The sequence below is a fragment of the Mycobacterium sp. NGS29 genome (assembly GCF_059812965.1).
In genome coordinates, this window is the sequence record NZ_JCALDR010000001.1 from 127,966 (window position 1) to 148,439 (window position 20,474).

20 protein-coding genes and 1 pseudogene are annotated in these 20,474 nt (G+C 66.0%); 13 read left to right on the forward strand and 8 right to left on the reverse strand.

Features of this window, described 5'->3' with window-relative positions; genetic code table 11:
• The first annotated feature begins 24 nt into the window (after positions 1 to 24).
• Together AC5Y5Z_RS00625 and AC5Y5Z_RS00630 are read left to right on the forward strand one after the other, a co-directional pair.
• Positions 25 to 1,671, forward strand: a complete 1,647-nt coding sequence (locus AC5Y5Z_RS00625) for a flavin-containing monooxygenase (protein WP_499922814.1) — start codon at positions 25 to 27, stop codon at positions 1,669 to 1,671.
• The gene (locus AC5Y5Z_RS00630; protein ID WP_463824644.1) at positions 1,668 to 2,474 is read left to right on the forward strand and encodes a mycofactocin-coupled SDR family oxidoreductase; all 807 of its coding nucleotides are present in this window, start codon (positions 1,668 to 1,670) and stop codon (positions 2,472 to 2,474) included. The genes AC5Y5Z_RS00625 and AC5Y5Z_RS00630 overlap by 4 nt, the downstream gene beginning before the upstream one ends.
• 151 nt (positions 2,475 to 2,625) lie before the next feature.
• On the opposite strand, the gene AC5Y5Z_RS00635 is transcribed toward AC5Y5Z_RS00630, so the two are convergent.
• A complete protein-coding gene (locus AC5Y5Z_RS00635; RefSeq protein WP_463824643.1) occupies positions 2,626 to 3,477 on the reverse strand; it encodes an alpha/beta fold hydrolase in 852 nt (283 codons plus the stop codon).
• Positions 3,478 to 3,570: 93 nt separating this feature from the next.
• On the opposite strand from AC5Y5Z_RS00635, the gene AC5Y5Z_RS00640 reads away from it, so the two are divergent.
• Positions 3,571 to 4,452 carry a universal stress protein gene (locus AC5Y5Z_RS00640; RefSeq protein WP_463824642.1) on the forward strand — a complete coding sequence of 294 codons (882 nt, stop codon included), beginning with the start codon at positions 3,571 to 3,573 and terminating at the stop codon, positions 4,450 to 4,452.
• 9 nt (positions 4,453 to 4,461) lie between these two features.
• Here the strand turns inward: AC5Y5Z_RS00640 and AC5Y5Z_RS00645 are convergent, their stop codons facing one another.
• From AC5Y5Z_RS00645 to AC5Y5Z_RS00655, 3 genes are all read right to left on the reverse strand, one after another.
• Positions 4,462 to 5,244, reverse strand: coding sequence for a glutamate racemase (locus tag AC5Y5Z_RS00645; protein WP_499922816.1), 783 nt, complete (start codon positions 5,242 to 5,244; stop codon positions 4,462 to 4,464).
• 4 nt (positions 5,245 to 5,248) lie between these two features.
• Positions 5,249 to 7,183: a methyltransferase domain-containing protein gene (locus AC5Y5Z_RS00650; protein ID WP_499922819.1), complete on the reverse strand. Its 1,935-nt coding sequence runs from the start codon at positions 7,181 to 7,183 to the stop codon at positions 5,249 to 5,251.
• Between the two features lie 153 nt (positions 7,184 to 7,336).
• Positions 7,337 to 8,332, reverse strand: coding sequence for an NAD(P)H-dependent flavin oxidoreductase (locus AC5Y5Z_RS00655; RefSeq protein ID WP_463824639.1), 996 nt, complete (start codon positions 8,330 to 8,332; stop codon positions 7,337 to 7,339).
• Between the two features lie 115 nt (positions 8,333 to 8,447).
• On the opposite strand from AC5Y5Z_RS00655, the gene AC5Y5Z_RS00660 reads away from it, so the two are divergent.
• Positions 8,448 to 8,813, forward strand: a complete 366-nt coding sequence (locus AC5Y5Z_RS00660; RefSeq protein WP_499922820.1) for a bleomycin resistance protein — start codon at positions 8,448 to 8,450, stop codon at positions 8,811 to 8,813.
• Here the strand turns inward: AC5Y5Z_RS00660 and AC5Y5Z_RS00665 are convergent.
• Complete coding sequence (locus AC5Y5Z_RS00665; RefSeq protein ID WP_499922822.1) at positions 8,810 to 9,202, reverse strand: DoxX family protein; 393 nt, start codon at positions 9,200 to 9,202, stop codon at positions 8,810 to 8,812. The genes AC5Y5Z_RS00660 and AC5Y5Z_RS00665 overlap by 4 nt on opposite strands.
• 100 nt (positions 9,203 to 9,302) lie before the next feature.
• On the opposite strand from AC5Y5Z_RS00665, the gene AC5Y5Z_RS00670 reads away from it, so the two are divergent.
• Together AC5Y5Z_RS00670 and AC5Y5Z_RS00675 are read left to right on the forward strand one after the other, a co-directional pair.
• Complete coding sequence (locus tag AC5Y5Z_RS00670; protein ID WP_499922823.1) at positions 9,303 to 10,451, forward strand: sulfotransferase family protein; 1,149 nt, start codon at positions 9,303 to 9,305, stop codon at positions 10,449 to 10,451.
• Positions 10,441 to 11,499: a DUF7064 domain-containing protein gene (locus tag AC5Y5Z_RS00675; protein ID WP_463824635.1), complete on the forward strand. Its 1,059-nt coding sequence runs from the start codon at positions 10,441 to 10,443 to the stop codon at positions 11,497 to 11,499. The genes AC5Y5Z_RS00670 and AC5Y5Z_RS00675 overlap by 11 nt, the downstream gene beginning before the upstream one ends.
• On the opposite strand, the gene AC5Y5Z_RS00680 is transcribed toward AC5Y5Z_RS00675, so the two are convergent.
• Positions 11,496 to 12,275 carry an SDR family oxidoreductase gene (locus AC5Y5Z_RS00680; protein WP_499922825.1) on the reverse strand — a complete coding sequence of 260 codons (780 nt, stop codon included), beginning with the start codon at positions 12,273 to 12,275 and terminating at the stop codon, positions 11,496 to 11,498. The two genes, AC5Y5Z_RS00675 and AC5Y5Z_RS00680, sit on opposite strands and share 4 nt — an antisense overlap.
• A gap of 110 nt (positions 12,276 to 12,385) precedes the next feature.
• Between AC5Y5Z_RS00680 and AC5Y5Z_RS00685 the strand changes: the two genes are divergently transcribed.
• The 4 genes from AC5Y5Z_RS00685 (at position 12,386) to AC5Y5Z_RS00700 (ending at position 15,607) form a co-directional block, all read left to right on the forward strand.
• On the forward strand, positions 12,386 to 12,820 hold the full coding sequence (locus tag AC5Y5Z_RS00685; RefSeq protein ID WP_499922827.1) for an SRPBCC family protein: 435 nt from the start codon (positions 12,386 to 12,388) through the stop codon (positions 12,818 to 12,820).
• Positions 12,821 to 12,822: 2 nt separating this feature from the next.
• Positions 12,823 to 13,605, forward strand: a complete 783-nt coding sequence (locus AC5Y5Z_RS00690) for an SDR family NAD(P)-dependent oxidoreductase (protein ID WP_499922828.1) — start codon at positions 12,823 to 12,825, stop codon at positions 13,603 to 13,605.
• An 18-nt stretch (positions 13,606 to 13,623) separates the two neighbouring features.
• The gene (locus tag AC5Y5Z_RS00695; RefSeq protein ID WP_463824631.1) at positions 13,624 to 14,802 is read left to right on the forward strand and encodes an acyl-CoA dehydrogenase family protein; all 1,179 of its coding nucleotides are present in this window, start codon (positions 13,624 to 13,626) and stop codon (positions 14,800 to 14,802) included.
• Between the two features lie 70 nt (positions 14,803 to 14,872).
• Entirely contained in the window at positions 14,873 to 15,607 is a 735-nt protein-coding gene (locus AC5Y5Z_RS00700; RefSeq protein ID WP_463824630.1) for a 3'(2'),5'-bisphosphate nucleotidase CysQ, read from the forward strand.
• 28 nt (positions 15,608 to 15,635) lie between these two features.
• Here AC5Y5Z_RS00700 and AC5Y5Z_RS00705 read toward each other — a convergent pair whose 3' ends face one another.
• Entirely contained in the window at positions 15,636 to 16,844 is a 1,209-nt protein-coding gene (locus AC5Y5Z_RS00705; RefSeq protein WP_499922830.1) for a MalY/PatB family protein, read from the reverse strand.
• A gap of 138 nt (positions 16,845 to 16,982) precedes the next feature.
• Between AC5Y5Z_RS00705 and AC5Y5Z_RS00710 the strand changes: the two are divergent.
• Positions 16,983 to 17,093 (forward strand): annotated as a pseudogene (locus tag AC5Y5Z_RS00710) (dihydrodipicolinate reductase); the annotation flags it as partial.
• On the opposite strand, the gene AC5Y5Z_RS00715 reads toward AC5Y5Z_RS00710, so the two are convergent.
• On the reverse strand, positions 17,094 to 17,939 hold the full coding sequence (locus AC5Y5Z_RS00715; protein WP_499922831.1) for an SDR family oxidoreductase: 846 nt from the start codon (positions 17,937 to 17,939) through the stop codon (positions 17,094 to 17,096). It abuts the pseudogene before it with no gap.
• A gap of 139 nt (positions 17,940 to 18,078) precedes the next feature.
• Between AC5Y5Z_RS00715 and AC5Y5Z_RS00720 the strand changes: the two genes are divergently transcribed.
• Both AC5Y5Z_RS00720 and AC5Y5Z_RS00725 read left to right on the forward strand, forming a co-directional pair.
• Positions 18,079 to 19,074, forward strand: a complete 996-nt coding sequence (locus AC5Y5Z_RS00720; RefSeq protein ID WP_499922833.1) for an LLM class flavin-dependent oxidoreductase — start codon at positions 18,079 to 18,081, stop codon at positions 19,072 to 19,074.
• Positions 19,071 to 20,258 (forward strand): cytochrome P450, encoded by a 1,188-nt coding sequence (locus AC5Y5Z_RS00725; protein WP_463824626.1) that lies wholly within the window; start codon positions 19,071 to 19,073, stop codon positions 20,256 to 20,258. Before AC5Y5Z_RS00720 ends, AC5Y5Z_RS00725 begins: the two co-directional genes overlap by 4 nt.
• The last annotated feature ends 216 nt before the right edge of the window (positions 20,259 to 20,474 follow it).

Here is a 20,474-nt window from a genome sequence, read left to right on the forward strand (position 1 = left end):
CGGCAATCCCGGTCAGCGGACCAGATGCGTCGCAACCCCGGCGGAGGTCCTACGGTGAACGGTGTGGACGATGAGCAGACCCTGGATGCGGTAGTGGTCGGGGCCGGATTCGCCGGTCTGTACGCCCTGCACAAGCTGCGTTCCCAGGGGCTGTCGGTGCGGGTGATCGAGGCCGCGCCGGCGCTCGGTGGTACCTGGTACTACAACCGCTATCCGGGCGCGCGCTGCGATGTGGAAAGCGTCGACTACTGCTACTCGTTCTCCGATGAACTGCAGCAGGAGTGGGACTGGACCGAGAAGTACGCCACCCAGGCCGAAATTCTGCGCTACCTGAACTGGGTCGCCGACAAGCTCGACCTGCGCCGCGACATCGTGTTCGAGACTCGCGTCGTCTCGGCCGTGTTCGACGAGGCGACGTTGCGTTGGACGGTCAGCACCGACACCGGGGAAACATTCACCGCGCGGTTCTGTCTGATGGCTACCGGACCGTTGTCGGATGCGATGATCCCCGACGTCAGCGGTCTGGACACCTTCGCAGGCGAGGTCTATCACACCGCACACTGGCCGCACGAGCCCGTGGACTTCACCGGAAAGCGGGTCGCGGTGATCGGCACCGGATCCTCTGGCATTCAGACGATTCCGATCATCGCCGAGCAGGCCGCACATCTCTACGTCTTGCAGCGCACCCCGAACTTCAGTGTGCCGGCCGGCAACGCGCCCTTGTCCGCAGCAGAACTCGCCGAGATCAAGGCCGGCTACGCCGAACGCCGCCGCCTGTCCTGGCTCAGCGGTGGCGGCTCGCCGCACCTCACCGCGGCGAAGCCGACGATGGAATTCAGCCCCGACGAGCGGCGTGCTGCCTTTGAAAAGCGTTGGCAGCTGGGCGGTGTGCTGTATTCGAAGACATTCCCGGATCAGATGACAGACGTGACGGCCAACGACGAGGCGCGCCGATTCTACGAGGAGAAGATCCGCGCCGTGATCGACGATCCCGCGACAGCAGAGTTGCTGATTCCCAACGACCATCCGATCGGGACCAAGCGAATCTGCACCGACAGCAACTACTTTCAGACCTTCAATAAGCCGAACGTATCGCTGATCAGCGTGCGCGCCACCCCGATCGAATCGATCGACCCCACCGGCATCAACACCTCAGCCGCCCACTACGACCTTGATGCGATCGTGTTCGCCACCGGTTTCGATGCACTGACCGGGGCGCTGGGCAAGATCGACATCGTCGGTCGCGACGGAGTGTCGTTGCGCGATAACTGGGCACACGGACCCCGTACCTACCTCGGCCTGGGCATCGACGGATTCCCCAACCTGTTCGTGATTTCCGGCCCCGGGGCTCCCGCGGTACTGGCGAACATGGTGTTGCACGCGGAGGCGCACGTGAACTGGATCGCCGACGCCATCGGCTACCTCGACGACCACGCCTATGCCGCAATGGAACCCACCCGGGATGCGGTGGACGGTTGGGGCGTGGAGTTGAAGCGACGCGCCGACGCGTCCCTGTTCGTCAAGGCCGACTCCTGGTACATGGGCGCCAATGTGCCCGGAAAGCCCCGCGGTTTCATGTTGTTCGTCGGTGGGTTCGCCACCTACAACCAGATCTGCGCTGAGGTCGCCGATGCCGGCTACAAGGGATTCGACCTCCTCAAGGCGCCATGAGCACAGGTTTGGCGGGCCGGGCCGTCCTGGTCACCGGGGCATCGCGGGGGACCGGCCGGGTGCACTGCCTCCGGTTCGCTGAGGAAGGCGCCGACGTGATCGCGCTCGACTTCCCGCAGGCCGCCGATGAATTACGCGTCACGGCAAGCGAAGTCGAGGAACGTGGTCGCCGTTGCGTGACGGGCCTGGCTGATGTCGCCGATCTCGCTGCGCTCACCGGTGTCGTCGACGCCGCGGTCAGCGAGGTGGGTCGGCTGGACGTGGTGATCGCTAACGCCGGGATCCACACCGCCGGCGCGCCGTCATGGGAGCTGGACCCGCAGGTATGGCAACGCACACTCGACATCAACCTCACCGGGGTGTGGCACACGGTCCGGGCGTCGGTGCCGCACCTCGGCCCGGACGGGGGATCGGTGGTCATCATCAGCTCCACCAACGGAATTCGGGGTACCGCCAACACCGCGCACTACACCGCCAGCAAGCATGCTGTGGTCGGCCTGGCCCGCACGCTGGCCAACGAGCTCGGCGCGCGCAGGATCCGGGTCAATACGGTGCATCCCGGCGCCGTGGCGACCCCGATGGTGCTGAACGACGATACTTTCCGTCGCCTGCGTCCAGATCTGGAGAATCCGACGGCAGCCGACGCCGCCGAGGTGCTGATGGCGCGCAACCTGTTGCCGGTGCCGTGGGTCGAGCCGGTCGACATCGCCAACGCCGTGGTCTTCCTCGCCTCCGAGCAGGGCCGATACATCACCGGCACCCAGCTCGTCGTGGATGCCGGTCTGACGCAGAAGACCACATGAGACTGGCCGGTAAAGTTGCCCTGATCACCGGTGCGGCGCCGAACGCTGAAGCGACCGGCTTCCCCGGCGTTGACACTGCGCCGGCGGTGTCGTGCTCCCGCAGTTTTGCGCCCTGCACGCAGAGTGACGTGTCGTCGGCCGGGGCCCATGACTAGCGGGACAGGAACGCCAGCACTGTGCTCTCGAACGCGGCCTTGGCTTCAATCATCGCCCAGTGCCCACAGTTGGGGAATACGTGCAGTTCGGCATTGGGAATGGTGCGCATCGGGATCAGCGCCATGTCGAGCGGGCTCACCCGGTCGTCGCGTCCCCAGGTCAGCAAGGTCGGTGCGGTCACCTTGTGCATCACCGCCCACGGCATCGGTCGGTCGGCGGCGCTCATCGCCGCCATCATCGCCGCATACGCGGCCTTCCCGTACATGCGGCGCGCTGCGGCCAGGGTCTGGGGATCGATGGCCAGTTGCCAGCGTTCCTCGACGAGTTCCTCGGTCACCAAGGCCTGGTCGTACACCATCGACTTGAGCCAGTCGACGAGTCGTTGCCTGGTCGGTTCTTCGGTGAACTCCTGCAGCAGTCGGATTCCCTCGCTGGGACCGGGACTGAAGGTGTTGGTGCCGATGCCGCCGATGGTCACCAAACGGTCGATACGGTCGGCGTGCCGGATGGCGAAGTTGATCCCCACCCCGCCCCCCATCGAATTGCCGATGATGTGTACCCGCTCAATATCCAGCGCATCCAAGAACGGCGCCACCACCCCCTGGGCGGTGATCATCGGGTGGCCACCGAGATCGTCGGTAACGCCGAAACCGGGGAATTCCAGGATGAGGCAACGGAAGTGGTCCGCGAAGGCGGGCAGTACACCACAGAAGTTGCGCCACCCGGTCACGCCGGGGCCCGAGCCGTGTAGGAACAGCAGGGTGGGTGCGCCGTCGTTGGCCGAGTCGTAGTAGCGCAACACACCGGCGGAGGTGTCGATGTCGCGGAGGTCAGAAGTGTTGGGCACCACCGTCACCCTGCCATGCTGTTGCAGACGCGCGGCGGCGGTGTACCGCTGAGCGGGTATGTCGGTGTTGGAGAAGTGTGAGGAAGGAATGAGATGAACGCATCCGTCGAGCGGCAGGGCTTGGTCGTGGGAGTTGACGGGTCGCCGTCATCGAACGCTGCCGTTGTCTGGGCGGCCCGTGACGCGGCGCTTCGCAACGTCCCGTTGACCCTGGTTCACATGCTCAATGCCTACGTGCCGACGTTTCCGCAGATACCGCTGCCGGGCGGGGCGGCGGTATGGCAGGAAGACGACGGCCGCCGGATACTCGGTCAGGCAGTCGACCTTGCGCACGAGGCCGTGGGCGCGGATCGGACGATTCAGATCGCGAGCAAACTGAAGACCTCGCCGCCGGTCCCGACACTGGTCGAGCTGTCCGAGCGGGCCGAGCGGATCGTCGTCGGCAGCAACGGGCGGGGCGTGGTAGGGCGGGTCCTGCTGGGTTCGGTGAGTTCCGGTGTGATGCACGGCGCCAAGTGTCCTGTCGTCATCGTCCGCGACGAGGAGCCCGCGCCTGCCGCCGATGCTCCGGTGGTGGTCGGAATCGACGGGTCGGAGGTCTCGGAGCTGGCAACCGACATCGCGTTCGACGAGGCGTCGCGTCGTGGTGTCGAGTTGGTGGCGGTGCACGCCTGGAGCGACGGCGAGGTTCTCGACCTCGGCGGGTTCGACTGGGCGGAGCTGGAGTCACAAGCGGGACAGATCCTGGGCGAGCGGCTGGCCCGGTGGCAGGAGCGCTATCCCGATGTCACCGTGCGACGCCGGGTGGTCCGGGACCGGGCGGCCCGCGAGCTGATCGATCAGTCCCGCTCGGCGCAGCTAGTGGTGGTCGGAAGCCACGGCCGCGGCTGGATCGCCCAGCTCATGCTCGGCTCGGTCAGCCACGCGGTGGTGCATTCGGTGCACACGCCGGTGATCGTGGCGCGGCCCAGGTAATCCGCCGGGTCAGCAGGCCACGGCGGGTGGGTCTCGGTACCCGACGGTGGCAGCAGTCAGGACGGTGCCCCAGGCCCGCGCCGCGCCGCGCCGCATCGCCTCCGGGTCGCCCGAGGTGAGGAAAAGTCGGGTGGCCGGCGCCGCCTGCTGCAACTGCGGATACCGCGCGGCGATCGCGGCGGCCATGTGTTCGGCCGGATCGATCAGCCGGGTCTGCGGTAGCGCGTCCGCGAACCAGCGGGCGGCAGCGGGGTAGTGCGTGCAGGCCAGCACCAAGGCGTCCATTCGACGAAGCGGCGCCACGATTTTGGCCAAATCCGCCCGAAACCGCGGGGAGCCGGTGTGACCGGCTTCGATGTGCGCGGACAGCGGCTGTGCCACTCGGGACACCACCACCCGCCCGGATCGGGCGAGTCCGCGGCGGTAGTGACCGGCGGTGATGGTGCGCCGCCCGCCCACCACCCCGACGCGGTCCAGCTCGTTGGGAACCGAGGCCAACCCATGAGTGATGATTCCCCGCACCGGAACCGTGGCGGCGCCCAGTCGGTGCGTCACCGTGCTGGCAGCGTTGCAGGCCAGCGCCACCTCGGTCACGCCTCGCTCGGCCAGTGCGCTGACCACTGTCAACAGCCGATCGGTCAACTCATCGGCGGTCATCCGGCCATACGGCAGCACACCGGCATCCGACCAGTACAGCACCGGCAGGCCGGGCACCGACCGGTCCAGGGCTTTGAGCAGGCCGACACCGCCGATACCCCAATCGACGATGCCCAGGCAGGAATTCGGGCTCATGGCGTCACGGGTAAGACAGGGGCGCGGTCTGCCCCTTCGTCAACGGTCCGGAGTCGAAGGCCAGCACCCGCGCGGACATGGTGGCTGTCAATGTGTGCAGTCGGCTGTCGGGGAAACGGCTGCCGAAATACCACCGGTACTCGTGCTCGGCACGAATTGGGTTGTGTTGCAGCATGTTCTGCCAATCCGGGTGGGTGGTCAGGCAGGCCAGATCGGTGACGAACTGAGGCCGGGTGCGTCGGGTGCGCACGTGTGCGGCGGCCGAGCGGGCCAGCACCGGTAGATCGCGCATCCGGGCCGGTTTTTCGACCATATCGACCACCCACAATCGACCACCGGGAGCCAGCACCCGGCGGATCTCGGCCATCACCGGATCCCAATCCAGGTAGCGGAACGAGAGGAACGAGACCACCACGTCCACGTGATCGTCAGGCACATCCAGCACGGGTCCGTCGACCTTGCCGAAGCGCAGCCTGCCGCGGCCGTGGCTGCGCTCGCGTGCCCGGGCGAGCATGCCAGCCGAACTGTCCACGCCGACGGCAAAGTCGATGTGGCCGTTGTCATCCAGGGCGCGCAGCAGAGCGCCGTTGCCGCAACCGATCTCGAGCACCCGAACGCGGCGGCCGAGGTCGTCGTGGACCGCGGCAATCCGATTGGCCACCCACTTCCACTCCGCGTCGCGGACCCGGATGTCGGCGTAGGCGCGGTCGTAGAGTTCAGCCACCCGGTCGTACGAACGCTCGGGATGGGTTGCGGCGGGCCGACTTTCCATCATCGGTTCGGCGGCGCAACCCAGATACTTGCGCATACTTCCGGACCACCCGTGCGACTTCTTGCCCGGAGCCGCGATCAGGTAAAGATTCGGGCGAGCCGCCGGTTGACGGCCCGCCCACGCAAACCGGTCCCTGCGAGCGGACACGGTGGTGTAGTTGTGGTTGCCGAACGCGGACACCCCGAACACGTCGGCGAAGAACGGGGCGAACCAGCGCGCGGTTCGGCAGGCGTGGAAGTAAGCCCGTCCGTCGGGGGTGAACGGAATGGTGATGGCCCGCCATTCGTGCGGTGAGAACTGCTCAGGCCACTCCGTGGAACCGAACATGGGGCCGTACATGCCCGCATGGCCGATCAGGTGCAGTTGACTGAGCACCCGACCGCACAGCGCCAGCCAGGCGAGTTCGGTTTCAAACTCAGTCTTGTGGCGCAGACCGGAGACGATCACTTCGGCCTCGGGGTGTGCGGCGGACAATTCGCGTCCCATGGTGGCGGCCGCCACGGCGAACTCCGCCGAACCGCCGCGGTAGTGGGTGGTGTATCCCACCCAGATGACCGGCTTGGTCTGAGTTTTCGGCGCGATGGCGGCGAACGGGATGCGGGGATGGTCGCCTGCTGGGATCCAGGCGCCGTAGTCGCCGACGAGTTCGAGCGCCTCGCGGTGCTCCATGTCGAACACTCGCATGCCGGCCGGTGGTGGGCTGTACAGGTGCAGCGTGATGCCGTCGGTCTCGGCCGCCATGTCGTGGATGACGTCGGGCGAAATGGTGATCGCCGCCGCCGGCTGCCGCGTGGTCTCCTCGGTGGCCGCGAGTTGTGTTCCCGCCCAGTCGAATCGGCGTTCGTGGAACCGCCCGGTGACGGGGATGACGATGCCACTGGAGCCGCCGTGGTCATGGGGGGCGCACCGGTGGCCCGGTCGCCAGCGGGCGAGCATGATCTCCACCCGGTCGTCGACGCGCAAAATCGACCGCGAGTAGGGTTCGCCGTCGTTGGGGTCCTGCGCCAGTGCCGACAACAACGGTCTGGCTGCCGCGGTGGCGGCCAGCAGTTCAGGTCCGGGGACCTCGCCGCTGATCGCGGTCGCGGTGAGTGCGTCGAGCAGCGGTGCCAATTCGGCGAGTCGCTCGCGCAGGTCAGGAGGCAGCGGGTGCGCGATGTCGGTCATTTCAGGTTCCCTTTTCGACGAAGCCGCCCGAAGTGGCCGTCGTAATGGCGTGGGTAGATGAGTCGTTGCGATGTTGTTATCGACGCAACGTTCTCGCCGGGACCTAAAAGGATTCTTGAAAGATTCTTGGAGCGCCTGGCCGGCGCCGAGATGTCAGGCCGAAGCCGGGGCTGCTGCCGAGGTCATGCCGGCCAACCGGCCCGAAATCAGTTCCTCTGCTTCGCTGACGATACGCGTCACCAGTTCGCCGACGGTGGGGATGTCGTTGATCAGACCCATGGCTGTACTGACGCTCCAGATGCCGGCGTCGACATCACCGTCGTCGAATACCTTGCGGCCCCGGGTGCCGGCCACCAGGTCCTTGATGTCCTCGAACTGGCCGCCGTCCTTCAGGATTTCGACGACTTCGCGGGACACCACGTTGGAAGCCACCCGTGCGGTGTTGCGCAGGCTGCGGAAGATCAACTCGGTGCCGCGCTCGTCGCCGGCCACGATGGCCTCCTTGACGTTCTGGTGGATACACGATTCGGCGGTGCACATGAAGCGCGAACCCATATTGATGCCGTCGGCACCCAGCGCCAAGGCGGCGACCAGGCCGCGGGCATCGGCAAAACCGCCGGAGGCGATCATCGGGATCTCGATCTTGTCAGCCGCCGCCGGGATCAGCACCAGGCCAGGGATGTCATCCTCGCCGGGGTGGCCGGCGCACTCGAAGCCGTCGATGCTGATGCCGTCGACGCCCAGGCTCTGCGCTTTGACCGCATGGCGCACCGAAGTGCACTTGTGCAGCACCTTGATTCCGTTGTCGTGGAACATCGGCAGATGCGGTGCCGGGTTGGAGCCGGCAGTCTCGACGATCTTGATGCCCGCCTCGACGATCACCTGGCGGTATTCGTCGTACGGCGGCGGGTTGATCGCCGGCAGGATCGTCAGGTTCACCCCGAACGGCTTGTCGGTCAGGTCGCGGGTCTTGGCGATCTCATTGGCCAGATCTCCCGGTGTCGGCTGGGTGAGCGCCGTGATGAAACCCAATGCGCCCGCATTGGCAACGGCGGCAACCAATTCCGCGCGCCCGACCCACTGCATGCCGCCCTGGGCGATGGGGTGCTCGACGCCGAACGCCTCGGTGAACTTCGTAGTCAGTGCCACTCTGCTGTCTCCTGTTGTGTGCTGCTCCCGCAAGTTACGGTAAGCGGCGCCGATGCGTTCGGTGACAGCGGGCTACCGAATCCGGTGGCTCCGAGCCAGGTGACAGACTGCCGAGGTGCCTGACGTCGAATTCACCTCAGTGGCGCCGATCGTGCCCGTGCGCGACCTCGCGGCCGCCTTGGACCGCTACCGCCGGCTCGGTTTCGACACCCGCGCCTACGACGGCCCCGACCGCTACGGCTTCGTCGACCGTGGATCGGTGTCCCTGCACCTGACCGAGTGGGCCGAACACGATCCGCTGACCACCGCCGCTGGTGTCTACCTGTACGTCAGTGACGCCGATGCCTTACACGCGCAGTGGAAAGCGTTGGACGGTCTCGGCGGCCGGCTGCACCCGGTGCGCGAAACTCCGTACGGATTACGAGAGTTCGCCTATGTGGACCCGGACGGCACCCTGCACCGCGTCGGGTCGCGAACCTAACTGTTGCGGTAAACCTTGAGCGCGGTGGTGATCATCGGAATCTGCAGCGGCAGACGGGCAATGGCGAGGGCTCGCATGTACCACGGCTTGTCCCACCACAGCCGGACCATGTTGACATTGCCGGGAAAGACCCCGAGAAACAGCGCGACGGCCGCCAGCGCCCCGAGTTTCCGGGTTGGCGGCGCAAGCAGCAAGGCCCCGATGCCGACCTCCGCGACGCCGGAAGCGTGAGTGTAGAACCGCGCGGTTCCGGGCAGTTCGACCGGGATGATCTCGTCGAACGGTTTGGGTGCGGCGAAGTGCAGGATCCCCATGCCGACCAAACCCGCACCCATCCGGGATGCGGTTTTCTGGGCTGAGTCACGCTGAGCTATTGCAGTGGAGGTCATGCACCCAGTGTGACCGACCGACTAGCCATACAAACTTGGCATGGCTGTATTCCCTAATCGGTATTACCAACCGCACCGCTCTGGCTCTATCGTCGGCCGTGTGCCCTCCATCGATCAGGTGCTCGGCGAGGCCCGCGCGCAGACCGGCCTGAAAGACTTCGGTGCAGAATCATTCCGCGAAGGTCTGGTTATCCTGCTGTCCGCACTCGACCGCGAAGCCCGACTGAACGACCGGGGACAGGCGTTTTTGCGGCAGCGCATCGTCGGTTATCTCGCACAGCGTCTGCAGGTCGAGGACTGGTATCGGCGGCACCCCGAAATCGACGACGTGCCGCTGGTGCAGCCAGTGATCGGACTGGGGCTGCCGCGTACCGGCTCGACGGCGTTGTCGATGTTGCTGGCCCAGGATCCCGAGGTGCGCTATCTGCGCCGGTGGGAGTCGTCGCAGCCGTGCCCGCCGCCCGCGACGGTGCGGGGACCCGACCCACGCATCCCGCCCGACAAGGGCGAAATGGTCGGCACCCGTTACCACGTGCCGGCCGCAGTCCACGGTCCGATGGAATGCCACGAGCTGATGGCGTTGAATTTCACGTCGCACATCTTTCAGTCGTTCGCCGAAATACCCTCCTATTCATCGTGGTTGGTCGACTCGGCGGATCTGACGTCCACGTACCGCTATCAGCGTCGGGTGATGAAACTGTTGCAATTCGGGGAGCCGCACCGGCCTTGGCGGTTGAAGTGTCCGTCGCACGTGCTGTGGCTCGACGCCTTGAATGCGGTTTTTCCCGACGCACGGTTTGTGATGACACACCGCGACCCCACCGACGTCATCTTGTCGGTTGCCGACCTCTACGCCGACATCATCGGGTCGTTCAGCGACGACGTCGACCTCAAGTACATCGGCCGGCTCAACGTCGAACACTGGTCGCGCGGCATGCAACGGGTCCTGGAATTCCGCGCGGACGATGCCGACGAGCGCTTCTACGACATCGATTTCGTTGCCATGCAACATGATCCGATCGGTGTGGTCACCGAGTTGTACGGTTGGCTGGGGTTGCCGGTGGGGGAGGAGTTCGAAGCGCGCATGCACAGTTGGTGGGCGGCAGCGGCCGCCGAACGCGAACCGCCGTCGCACGCAGACCCGGCGGCGTTCGGCATCGACTTCGACGAGCTGCGAGCACTTTTCGCCGGATACGTCGGCGCCGCGCGGAACTGGACCGCCAATGTCAAGGATTCACATGTCCATTGACCTGACCGGCGGTATCGACCCGGCCCGCGAACTCGTCTTCGCGCAACGCCCCGACGACCCCGAGATGCGTGACTCGGTCAGCTTGTGGGTGGTCGACGACCGCGGCGAACTGGGCTTGCCGCGTATCGGTATCGAAGCGGTCGCCGCCAACTGGGACGCCCATGACATTCAGGTCAATGTCGCGTTCCCCGACGGGCGCGTGTACCGGCTGCGGACCAATGGCACGTCGCTACCGGCGCTGGACAATGCCGGCCGACCCACGGTGCTCGGCGCCGGCGGCTTGGTGTTTCAGTGCATCGAGCCGTTCAAGACCTGGACGATGAGCTACGACGGGCCCGCGGTGCAGACTTCGTCCGCCGATCTGGTCCGAGGCCGCAAAGACGGCCCGACGGTCGCTATCAGCTTTCACGTCGAGGCCACCATGGCCGTTCCGCCTTGGGTGCAGGGTGCGCTGCGGACCGACGCCGCGCTGCAGCTGCAGGACTCGATCGGCAACATGATGGGTGGCCCCCGCTACGAACAACTGTTCACCGCTGTCGGGCGGGTATCGGTCGCTGCAACCGAAAAACGTTTCACCGGAAGCGGATTGCGGATCCGCAGACAAGGGGTGCGCAAGCTCGCCGGATTCTGGGGGCACTGCTGGCAGTCCGCGGTCTTCCCCAGCGGCAAGGCATTCGGTTACATCGCCTACCCGCCGCGGCCGGACGGCCAGCCGAGCTACAACGAGGGATTTGTGTTCAGCGGCTCCGGCACGCTGATACCGGCACGCGCGGTGCAAGCACCCTGGCTGACCCGACTCGAACCGGGGCCCGACGACGTGTCACTGGTGCTGGAGACAGCCGAAGGAACCGTCGCAATCGACGGGCAAACGGTGTTCACCACCCACGACATCCACCACAACGACGATATGTATTCGATGCAGGCGCTCAAGCAGGAGACGTCCAGCTTTCCCGCGGTGCAGCAGGCGGGGGTGCGCTATCGCTGGGACGGCGAGGAAACCTTCGGCATGCTGGAACGGTCCAACCCGCTCGACAAGCTCACGCGTTAAACGCCGGTGGCGCGGCGGTTGATCTCACGCAGCATCCAGGTCGGCGCGGCGTTGGCGATAGTCATCAGTGCCTTGGCCTGCCTGCCGACCGCATAGTGCGGCCCATGCGGCAGCCGGGGCCGGCCCTGCGCGATCTTCAAAATCGTGTCGGCGACGTCGTCAACGGTGAGCGAAATTCCCATCGTGCGCGTGCTGCCGGTGTCCACACCGTCCACCATTCCGGTGTCGACGAACAGCGGCCACACCGCACACACCCGGATGTCGTCGGCGGCCCATTCCAAATCGAGCGCTTCGGTGAGTCCGCGGATCGCGAACTTGGAGGCCGAGTACGTCGCGAGTTCGGCCTGACCGTACATGGCGGACGCAGACGACACGTTGATGACCTGAGCGTTGGGCGTCGCGCGCAGATATGGATATGCCGAATGGCAGCCGTTCAGCGTTCCACCCACATTGACGTCGATGATGCTGCGCTGATCCCGCAGTGATATGTCCACAAAGCGGCCGGCCTTGAGGATGCCGGCATTGTTGATCAGCACATCCAACGTGCCGCCGGTGTGTTCGGCCAGTTCGCGGAGCCGGGTGGCCCAGGCGTCCGGGTCCTGCACCTCGAGGGAGTCCACCACCGCCTCGGGCCGCAGCTGTTCCCGCAGCTCATCGAGCGCCTTCCGGTTACGGCCGTACGCGGCCACCCGGTAACCCGCCTCGTCGAACTTGAGCGCCGTGGCGCGGCCGATGCCTGCGGTCGCGCCGGTGATGGCGACGGTTTTGCTGCTCACGGTTCATGTCGTTCCCCCCTGGCGCAGGGTGTAACCGGAATCGGCAGGGGTAAATGCCGTTGCACCAGCGGGCAATAGCCGGGCAGCGCCGGCGTTTAGCATGAGTGGCCATGGTCGAAATTCACGTGCAACGCCGAATCGCCGCACCCGTGGAACAGGTCTTCGACTGGCTGGCCGACCCGGCGGCCCTGGTCGCGGCTCCGCTGGTGATCACGTCGGGGTGGGCGAAGAACTCACTGGCCGAGGGTGCGGGCGCGGTCCGGGAAGTGTGGGGGACCGGTATGTGGTTCCGCGAAGAGATCACCGCCTACGACAGGCCGCACAGCTACACCTACCTGATCGTGCGCTCGGTCCCCGGATTCGATCACGAGGGCGGCACCTTGACCTTCACCCCCTCCGGCGATGGCACCCAGGTGGACTGGCTGACCAACTACACCCACCCGGTGTATGCCGGCGGCAAGCTGATGGAGAAGGTCAGTCGCCCGCTGCTGCGGCTGAGCTTTCAGGCGATTCTGAATCGCTGCGCCAACGACCTGGAGAGCTGACGATGCCGGATCGAGCACGCTCGCGCACATTCGTCGTGACGGGGGCCGCATCGGGCATCGGGTTGGCCACCGCGCGGCGACTGCTCGACGAAGGGGGCACTGTCGTCGGCGCCGACCTGGCGGCACCGCCGGATCTGGGACCGCGGTTCTGCTTCGTCGCCGCCGACGTGAGTGACGAGGCCGCGGTCGCCTCGGTGTTCGCCGCCGTGCCCGACCGCCTCGACGGCGTGGTGCATTCCGCCGGTGTCGCGGGTGGCGGCCCCGTTCACCTGCTTCCCCGATCCGAGTGGGACCGGGTCATCGCGGTCAACCTCACCGGCACATTTCTGGTGGCCAAAGCGGCATTGGCCAGGATGATCGAACAACCCCGGGTCGACGGCGAGCGCGGTTCGATCGTGACGCTGGCCAGTGTCGAGGGTCTGGAGGGCACCGCGGGCGGCAGTTCCTACAACGCCGCCAAAGCCGGCGTGGTGCTGCTCACCAAGAACATCGCGGTCGACTACGGGCCCAGTGGGATCCGGGCCAACGCGATCTGCCCGGGCTTCATCGAAACCCCGCTAGCTGAAAGCGTTTTCGGTATGCCGGGGATGGAGGGCCCGCGCGCTTCGATCACCCGCGAGCACGCTCTGCAGCGGCTGGGCCGGCCCGAGGAGGTCGCGGCAATGGCGGCTTTCCTGGTGTCGCCGGACGCGTCGTTCGTGACGGGTCAGGCCATTGCGGTCGACGGCGGCTACACGGCCGGCCGCGACCACGAGGTGGTGCAGATGTTCGGGTTCCCCGAGTAATGCTGATAGGACAGACGAATGACCGCGATCAAGAGTGAATCGGTGCTGGCGCAGGCGCAGCGGATGCGCGAGTTGGTACAAGCCGAAGCTGCGGCGTCCGAACGGAACCGCACCCTGACCGACGCGATCGTCGACGAGCTGTGGGCCAGCGGGCTGATGACGGCGTTGAGTCCGCCCGAGGCCGGTGGCAGCGAGCCGTCACTAGCCGAGATGATCGAAACGTGGATCGAAATGGCCTGGCAGGATGGGTCTTTCGGTTGGATCGGGATCGCCAATCTGCCGTCGCGGTTCGCTGCGGCCACCTATCTTCCCGACGACGGCTTCGCCGAAGTGTTCACCGCCCACGACAACCACGTCACGATGGGCGGCCAGTTCTTCCCCAACGGACAGGGCATCGTCGTCGACGGCGGGTACCGGGTGAGCGGGGCCTGGAGCTTCGGTTCGGGCACCGGCCATGCACAGTACGTGGCGGCGGGGTTCTTCCCGATGGACAACGGCGAGATGCGCTGGATCGGCGACGGCATCCCTGACATGCAGGTGGCTGTCATGCCGCGCGCGGAGATCCGGTTCAACGACGGCTGGCACGTGCAGGGGCTCAAGGGCACCGGGTCCTATGACTACAGCGTCGAGGACGTGTTCGTGCCGGCCGGACGCACGTTCGCGCTGTTCGAGCGGGTGCCGCAGCGCGGAACCTCGCCGGCTGCCCGGATGGGGCTGATGCCGGTGACCGCCGCCGGACACGCCTCCTGGGCACTCGGGGTTGCCAAGAGCATGCTCGACGACGTCACCGATCTGGCTGCGACGAAATTCCGGATGAGCGACATGGCGTCGTTGGCCAGCCGACCCACCTTTCAGAAGGGGTTGGCACACCACGTCTCGGCCTGGCGTGCGGCGCGTCTGCTGGTTCTCGACTCTTTCACCGCCGCCGAATCCGCGGTTGCCGCCGGTGCCGACCTCAGTCCGAGCCTGCGCGCGGATATGCGCGCGGCAGCGGTGTACGCCACCGACACGGCCCGCGAGTGTGCCGAATGGGCTCACCTGGTCGCGGGCACCAGTTCGATCCGCGAAGGCAGCCGCCTGGAACGTGCTTTCCGCGATATCTACACCGGCACCCAGCACGCGTTCATCAGCGAAAAGGTGGCGATCGACGCGGCGCAGATCTGGCTGGGCGTCATCGAAGACCAGTTCGGGCTCTGAGAGCGCTCACGCGTAGCCAGGTAAAGACGGTTAATATTGCCAACATTTCCCTGTTGAGAAAGCTGGTGGCATGAACGATCATGACCTGGCCGCGCAGTTGGCCACCGACGCAGGCCAATTGCTGCTCGGCGTGCGTGCGGAGTTCGCCGACGCGGAGGCCGGTGAACGGAAGGCCGCGGGGGACAAGCGATCTCACGATTTTCTCATGACGGCACTGAGCCGTGAGCGCGGCGACGACGCAGTGCTCTCCGAGGAGGGCGCCGACGACCCGGTCCGGTTGCGGTCGCAGCGGGTGTGGATTGTCGACCCGTTGGACGGCACCCGCGAATTCTCCGAACTCGGGCGCACCGACTGGGCGGTCCACGTCGCCCTTTGGGAGGCCGGTGAGCTGGTGGCCGGCGCCGTCGCGCTGCCGGCGCAGGGCGTTACCTTGGCAACGCCCGAGGTCGTGCCACCGCCCGCCACCCCCGACAAGCCCCGCATCGTGGTGTCGCGCACCCGTCCGCCTGCCATCGCGCTGGCCGTGCGGGATGCCCTGGACGGCACCCTGGTCGAAATGGGTTCTGCCGGAGCAAAAGTAGCGTCGATCGTGCAAGGTTTGTCCGATGTGTACGTGCACGCCGGGGGCCAGTTCGAATGGGACTCCGCAGCGCCGGTGGCCGTCGCCAGGGCAGCAGGTCTGCACACCTCGCGTATCGACGGGTCGGCGCTGGCTTACAACCAGTCCGATCCGAGACTGCCGGACCTGGTGGTGTGCCGTCCCGAGTTCGCCGCGGCGGTGCTCGCCGTCACCCGGAACTCGTGATCGACGAACGACTCGCACCGGCTGCAATTCAGCGGCGCTCGCGCACCGCTCGTCCCATCCGCGAAACCGCTTCGGTCAGAATAGCTTTCGAGGTAGCGAAGTTGAGTCGGACGTGACCGGATCCACCGGTGCCGAACACGTGTCCGGAACTGAGCGCGACGCGGGCCCGGTCCCGAAACCAGCGTGCCGGCCCGGACAGGTCGGCCACCACTTTGACCCCCGCGCTGTGCGCGTCTTCGATGCCGAGTTCGCGACAGTCCAACCAGGCCAGATACGTGCCGTCCGGGCGCAGCAGCCGCACTGCGGGCAGGTGTTCGGCGACCAGATCGCCGAGCAGCGAACGGTTTTCGTCTAACCCGGTCAGGAGTGCGTCGAGCCAGTCGCCGCCGGTGCTGAAGGCCGCGGTATGCGCGATGAGCCCCAGGTGACTGGCGCCGTGGCCCACCTCCTCGGGCATCCGGCGCAGGTCGGCGGCCGATTCCGGCCCGGCGATGGCCAGCCCCGCTTTGATGCCGGCCAGATTCCAGGCTTTGGACGCAGACGTCAGCGCCAGAGCGTTGTCCGCTCCGGGCACACTCAGATAGGGGGTGAAGCGCGCCCCGGCCAAGACCAACGGAGCGTGAATCTCGTCGGACACCACGCGGATATCGAACTGGCGGGCAAGTTCGGCGACACCGCTCAGCTCGGCGACGGTGTGTACCGCACCCGTCGGGTTGTGCGGGTTGCACAACAGAAAAGCGACTTTGCCCCTCGCCCCTGCCGACTTACGCGCCTGCGCAAAAGTATCCGCCAGCACATTCGGGTCGATTCGGCCCTGCGGGCCCAGGGGCGCTTCGACCACGCGCCGGCCATCGTGCGAGATGAACGCGTAGAACGGGGCGTACACCGGGGAATTCACTATGACGGTGTCACCCCGGTCGGTGGCCAGTCGCAGCATCTCGACAGCGCCGAGCATGACGTCGGGGACGACGCGGGTACGGCCCACCGACAGCCCGGCCCACTGCCAGCGCTGCGCGGCGAACTCGCTCACCGCCTCGGCGTACGCCTTGCCGTGCGGGTATCCGGTGTCGCCGGCGTCGACCGCCCGCCGGATAGCGTCGGCCACCGACGGCGCCAGCCGGACGTCCATCTCCGCGACCCACAACGGCAACACATCGGCCGGGTGGGCGCGCCATTTCATGCTGGTGCGGTGGCGCAACTGCTCGAGAGTCAATTCCTCCAGCGGGTTGGCCGTCACTCGCGGCAGTTTAGTTGAACGCTTGCCCGCCCCCTCGGCTCGCGGGAGCCAGGCAATGCTGAACAAACGTCAGGTTGACGGCACGGAACAGCGGCTGCAGTTTCTCACCAGGAAAGGATCGACGTGGTGTCCACGACGTCGACGGCGATGCGCGTCGTCAACGCCGTGCCCTACGTGGTCGCCGCTGAAGCGGGCCTGCTCAGCTCGCTGGACGTGCCGATGACCCTGCCGCGGAACGCATTCGACTGATCAGGCCAGTTGAACGCGGCCGGTGATCAGGTCCATGATCGCCTTGCCGGGCGCGAACGATCCGGTGATCGACGACATGGCGTGGCCCTGGTCGACGTTGAGCGTGATGCCGTTGATAGAACCCGACGCGGCGCTGTTGAGCATGATCATCGCTTTGCCGATGTCCTCGGGTGTCAGCGTCGCGCTGCCGGTGTCGTCGCGGTAGTCCTGCGCGAAAGTCAGCCACAGGTCGGCATTCGCGCGGGCCAGCGGGGTGTCGGTGGGACCGGGGCAGACAGCGTTGATCCGCACACCCTTCTTCTGGAAGTGGTAGCCCTGCCATGCGACATAGCCGTTGATCGCCTTTTTGCTGAAGCCGTAGTGGATGATGCCCTGCGGTTCGCGCTCCTGACACCAGTCGTGCGCCGACTTGTAGTCGGGCGTGGCCAGGAAGTCCTGCACCAGCTCCAGGTCGTTCTCCCAGCCCATCCCGGCGACCGACGAGATGAAGCAGATGGCCGAGCCCCGGGGAAGCAGATCCTTGGCGAACAACCGCTCGATGAGGTGGCGGTGCCCAATGAAGTTCACCTGCATCAGCTTCGGTCCGTCGGCGACGCCCGCGGCAGAAAACAGAGAGTGGACGGGCCCGTCGAGTTCGTCGACCGCCCGGTCGATCGAGTCCTGGTCGCTGAGGTCCAGCGAGATCACTTTGTCGGCGTCGTAGTCAACGGACGCGAAGTCCATCACCGTGACATGCGCGCCGAGGTCCTTGGCGATCTGTGCGGCGGCTGCGCCCATGCCGGTCGCTCCACCGACCACCAATACCCTTTTGCCCTCGTAGCCTAGTAAGTCTGACGCCGTCGTCATCTTTCCTCTTTTCCCAGGTGGTTGCTCGATGGACGTTACAATATCCGGACCAGATGTTAGTTTCAAACTAGCTGTTGACCCCGTTCGCCAGACCGACGTAGCGTACGTGGCACAAATATTAGGTTGTCTAGGAGATGGCGTGTACACGCTGCGCTTCGACATGCGGGCTCCGGCGTTCGGGGCGAATCCGACGGCACTTTATGCCGCCGCCCCAGCGATGTGCGCCTGGGCGGAGGGTCACGGCGCCCTGGCCGCTGTGGTCTGCGAGCACCACGGTTCTGAGGACGGGTATCTGCCGTCTCCGTTGTTGCTCGCCTCGGCGATAGCGGCGCGCACCGAGCGGCTGGCGCTGAGCCTGATCCTGATCCTGCCGTTCTACGACGCGGTGCGACTGGCCGAAGACATGGCGGTCCTCGACATCTCCAGCGCCGGGCGGGCGTCCTACATCATGGCGCTCGGATACCGGCCCGAGGAGTACGAGATGTTCGGGTTGGCACTGGGTGACCGGGGCCGGCTGGCCGACGAGAAGCTGGGTCTGCTGCGCCGTCTGCTCGCCGGTGAGACGGTCGTGCAGGACGGGCGTCGGATTGCGGTGACTCCACGACCGCTGACACCCGGCGGCCCGGCGATGATGTGGGGCGGCGGCAGTCTGGCCGCCGCGCGGCGCGCCGGGAGGTACGGGCTGGGCATGCTTGCCAACGGCAATGTCCCGGGTATGCGGGAGGCCTACGAGAACTCCTGTCGCAAGCACGGTTTCGAACCGGGGCCGGCGTTCTTCCCCGATCGCAATACGCCGTCGGTTACCTTCGTCGCCGATGACGTGGACCAGGCGTGGTCGGAGCTCGGAGAGCACCTGCTGCACGATGCGCGCACCTATGCCGCGTGGAATCCCGGCAACGAGACGTCGGCTGGTTTCTCGCATGTGGACACCGTCGACGAGCTGCGCGAGACGGGTAAGTCGCACGTGATAATAACGGTGGAACAAGCGGTTTCGCGAATCCGGTCCGGCAAGATGCTGACCCTGTCGCCATTGTGCGGCGGGGTGTCGCCGGACGTGGCGTGGCCATATCTGAAGCGGGTCGGTGAGGTCGTAGTGCCCGAAGCCGCTCGTCCGCTCGCCGCGGGGACTGCATGACGACGACCGAGATCTATTACGATCCGTTCGATTTCGACATCGACGACAACCCGTATCCGATCTGGAAGCGGATGCGCGACGAGGTTCCGCTGTACTACAACGACAAGTTCAACTTCTATGCGCTGAGCCGGTATGAGGATGTCGCCCCCGAATTGACGAACTGGGAGACCTACCGGTCGGGCCGTGGTACCACGATGGACATCATCATGAGCGGTATCCAGGTACCGCCCGGTGTGATTCTGTTCGAGGATCCGCCCCTGCACGATCTGCATCGCCGGTTGCTGTCACGGGTTTTCACACCGCGGCGGATGGAGGCGATCGAACCGCTCACCCGAGACTTCTGTGTGCGGGCGCTCGACCCGCTGGTCGGTTCGGGCCGCTTCGACTTCATCGCTAACCTGGGGGCGATGATTCCGATGCGCACCATCGGCTACCTGCTGGGCATCCCCGAGGAAAGTCAGGCCGATATCCGCGATCGGGGTGGGCGGGCGATCAACCTGCGCGAGGGCACATTTCGGGCGATCGACGACGATTTGTTCGAGAAGAGCTATGAGGTGTTCTCCGAATACATCGATTGGCGGATGGAGCACCCTTCCGACGACGTGATGACCCAGTTGCTCAACGCCGAGATCGAGGAGAACGGGGTGGTGCGGCGGCTGGATCGCACCGAAGTGCTGATGTACACCAGCATGATCGCCGGAGCGGGCAACGAGACGACGACCCGGCTGATCGGCTTCATCGGTCAGCTGTTGGCCGAACATCCTGACCAACGTCGCGAGATCGTGGCGGATCCGTCGCTGATTCCGGGAGCGATCGAGGAGGTGTTGCGCTACGAAGCGCCGTCACCGGTGCAGGCACGTTACGTGGCGCGCGACGTCGAGTGTCACGGGGCCCTGATCCCTGAGGGCTCGATCATGTTGCTGCTCAACGGTTCTGCCAACCGCGACGAGCGCAGATTCCCCGACGGTGAGCGGTTCGATATCCATCGCAGTGGGGGACACCTGAGCTTCGGTCACGGTCTGCACTTCTGCCTGGGTTCGGCGCTGGCGCGCATGCAGGCGCGGGTGGCACTCGAAGAGGTCATCAAGCGGTGGCCGACATGGGAAATCGACTATGCCGCCGCACAGAAGGCGCACACGAGCAGTGTGCGGGGATGGTCGAGTTTGCCGGTGATCACCGGATAGGCTCCCGCACCGGGGACCGCGCCGTCACTCGCGTCCCAGTAGTCACCGTCCGGCTGTGTGCAGACGATTGCCCGGCTCCGAGCGACAATCCCACTCCAGCGCGACGTTGCCGGGTCAGCACACGCGTCTTGTCACACTGCTGTGCCACGGTGACATCATGACGCCCGAGTGGGTTCAAGCCGTGACTGGGGTGACGCTTGTGACGGCGGGGACGGT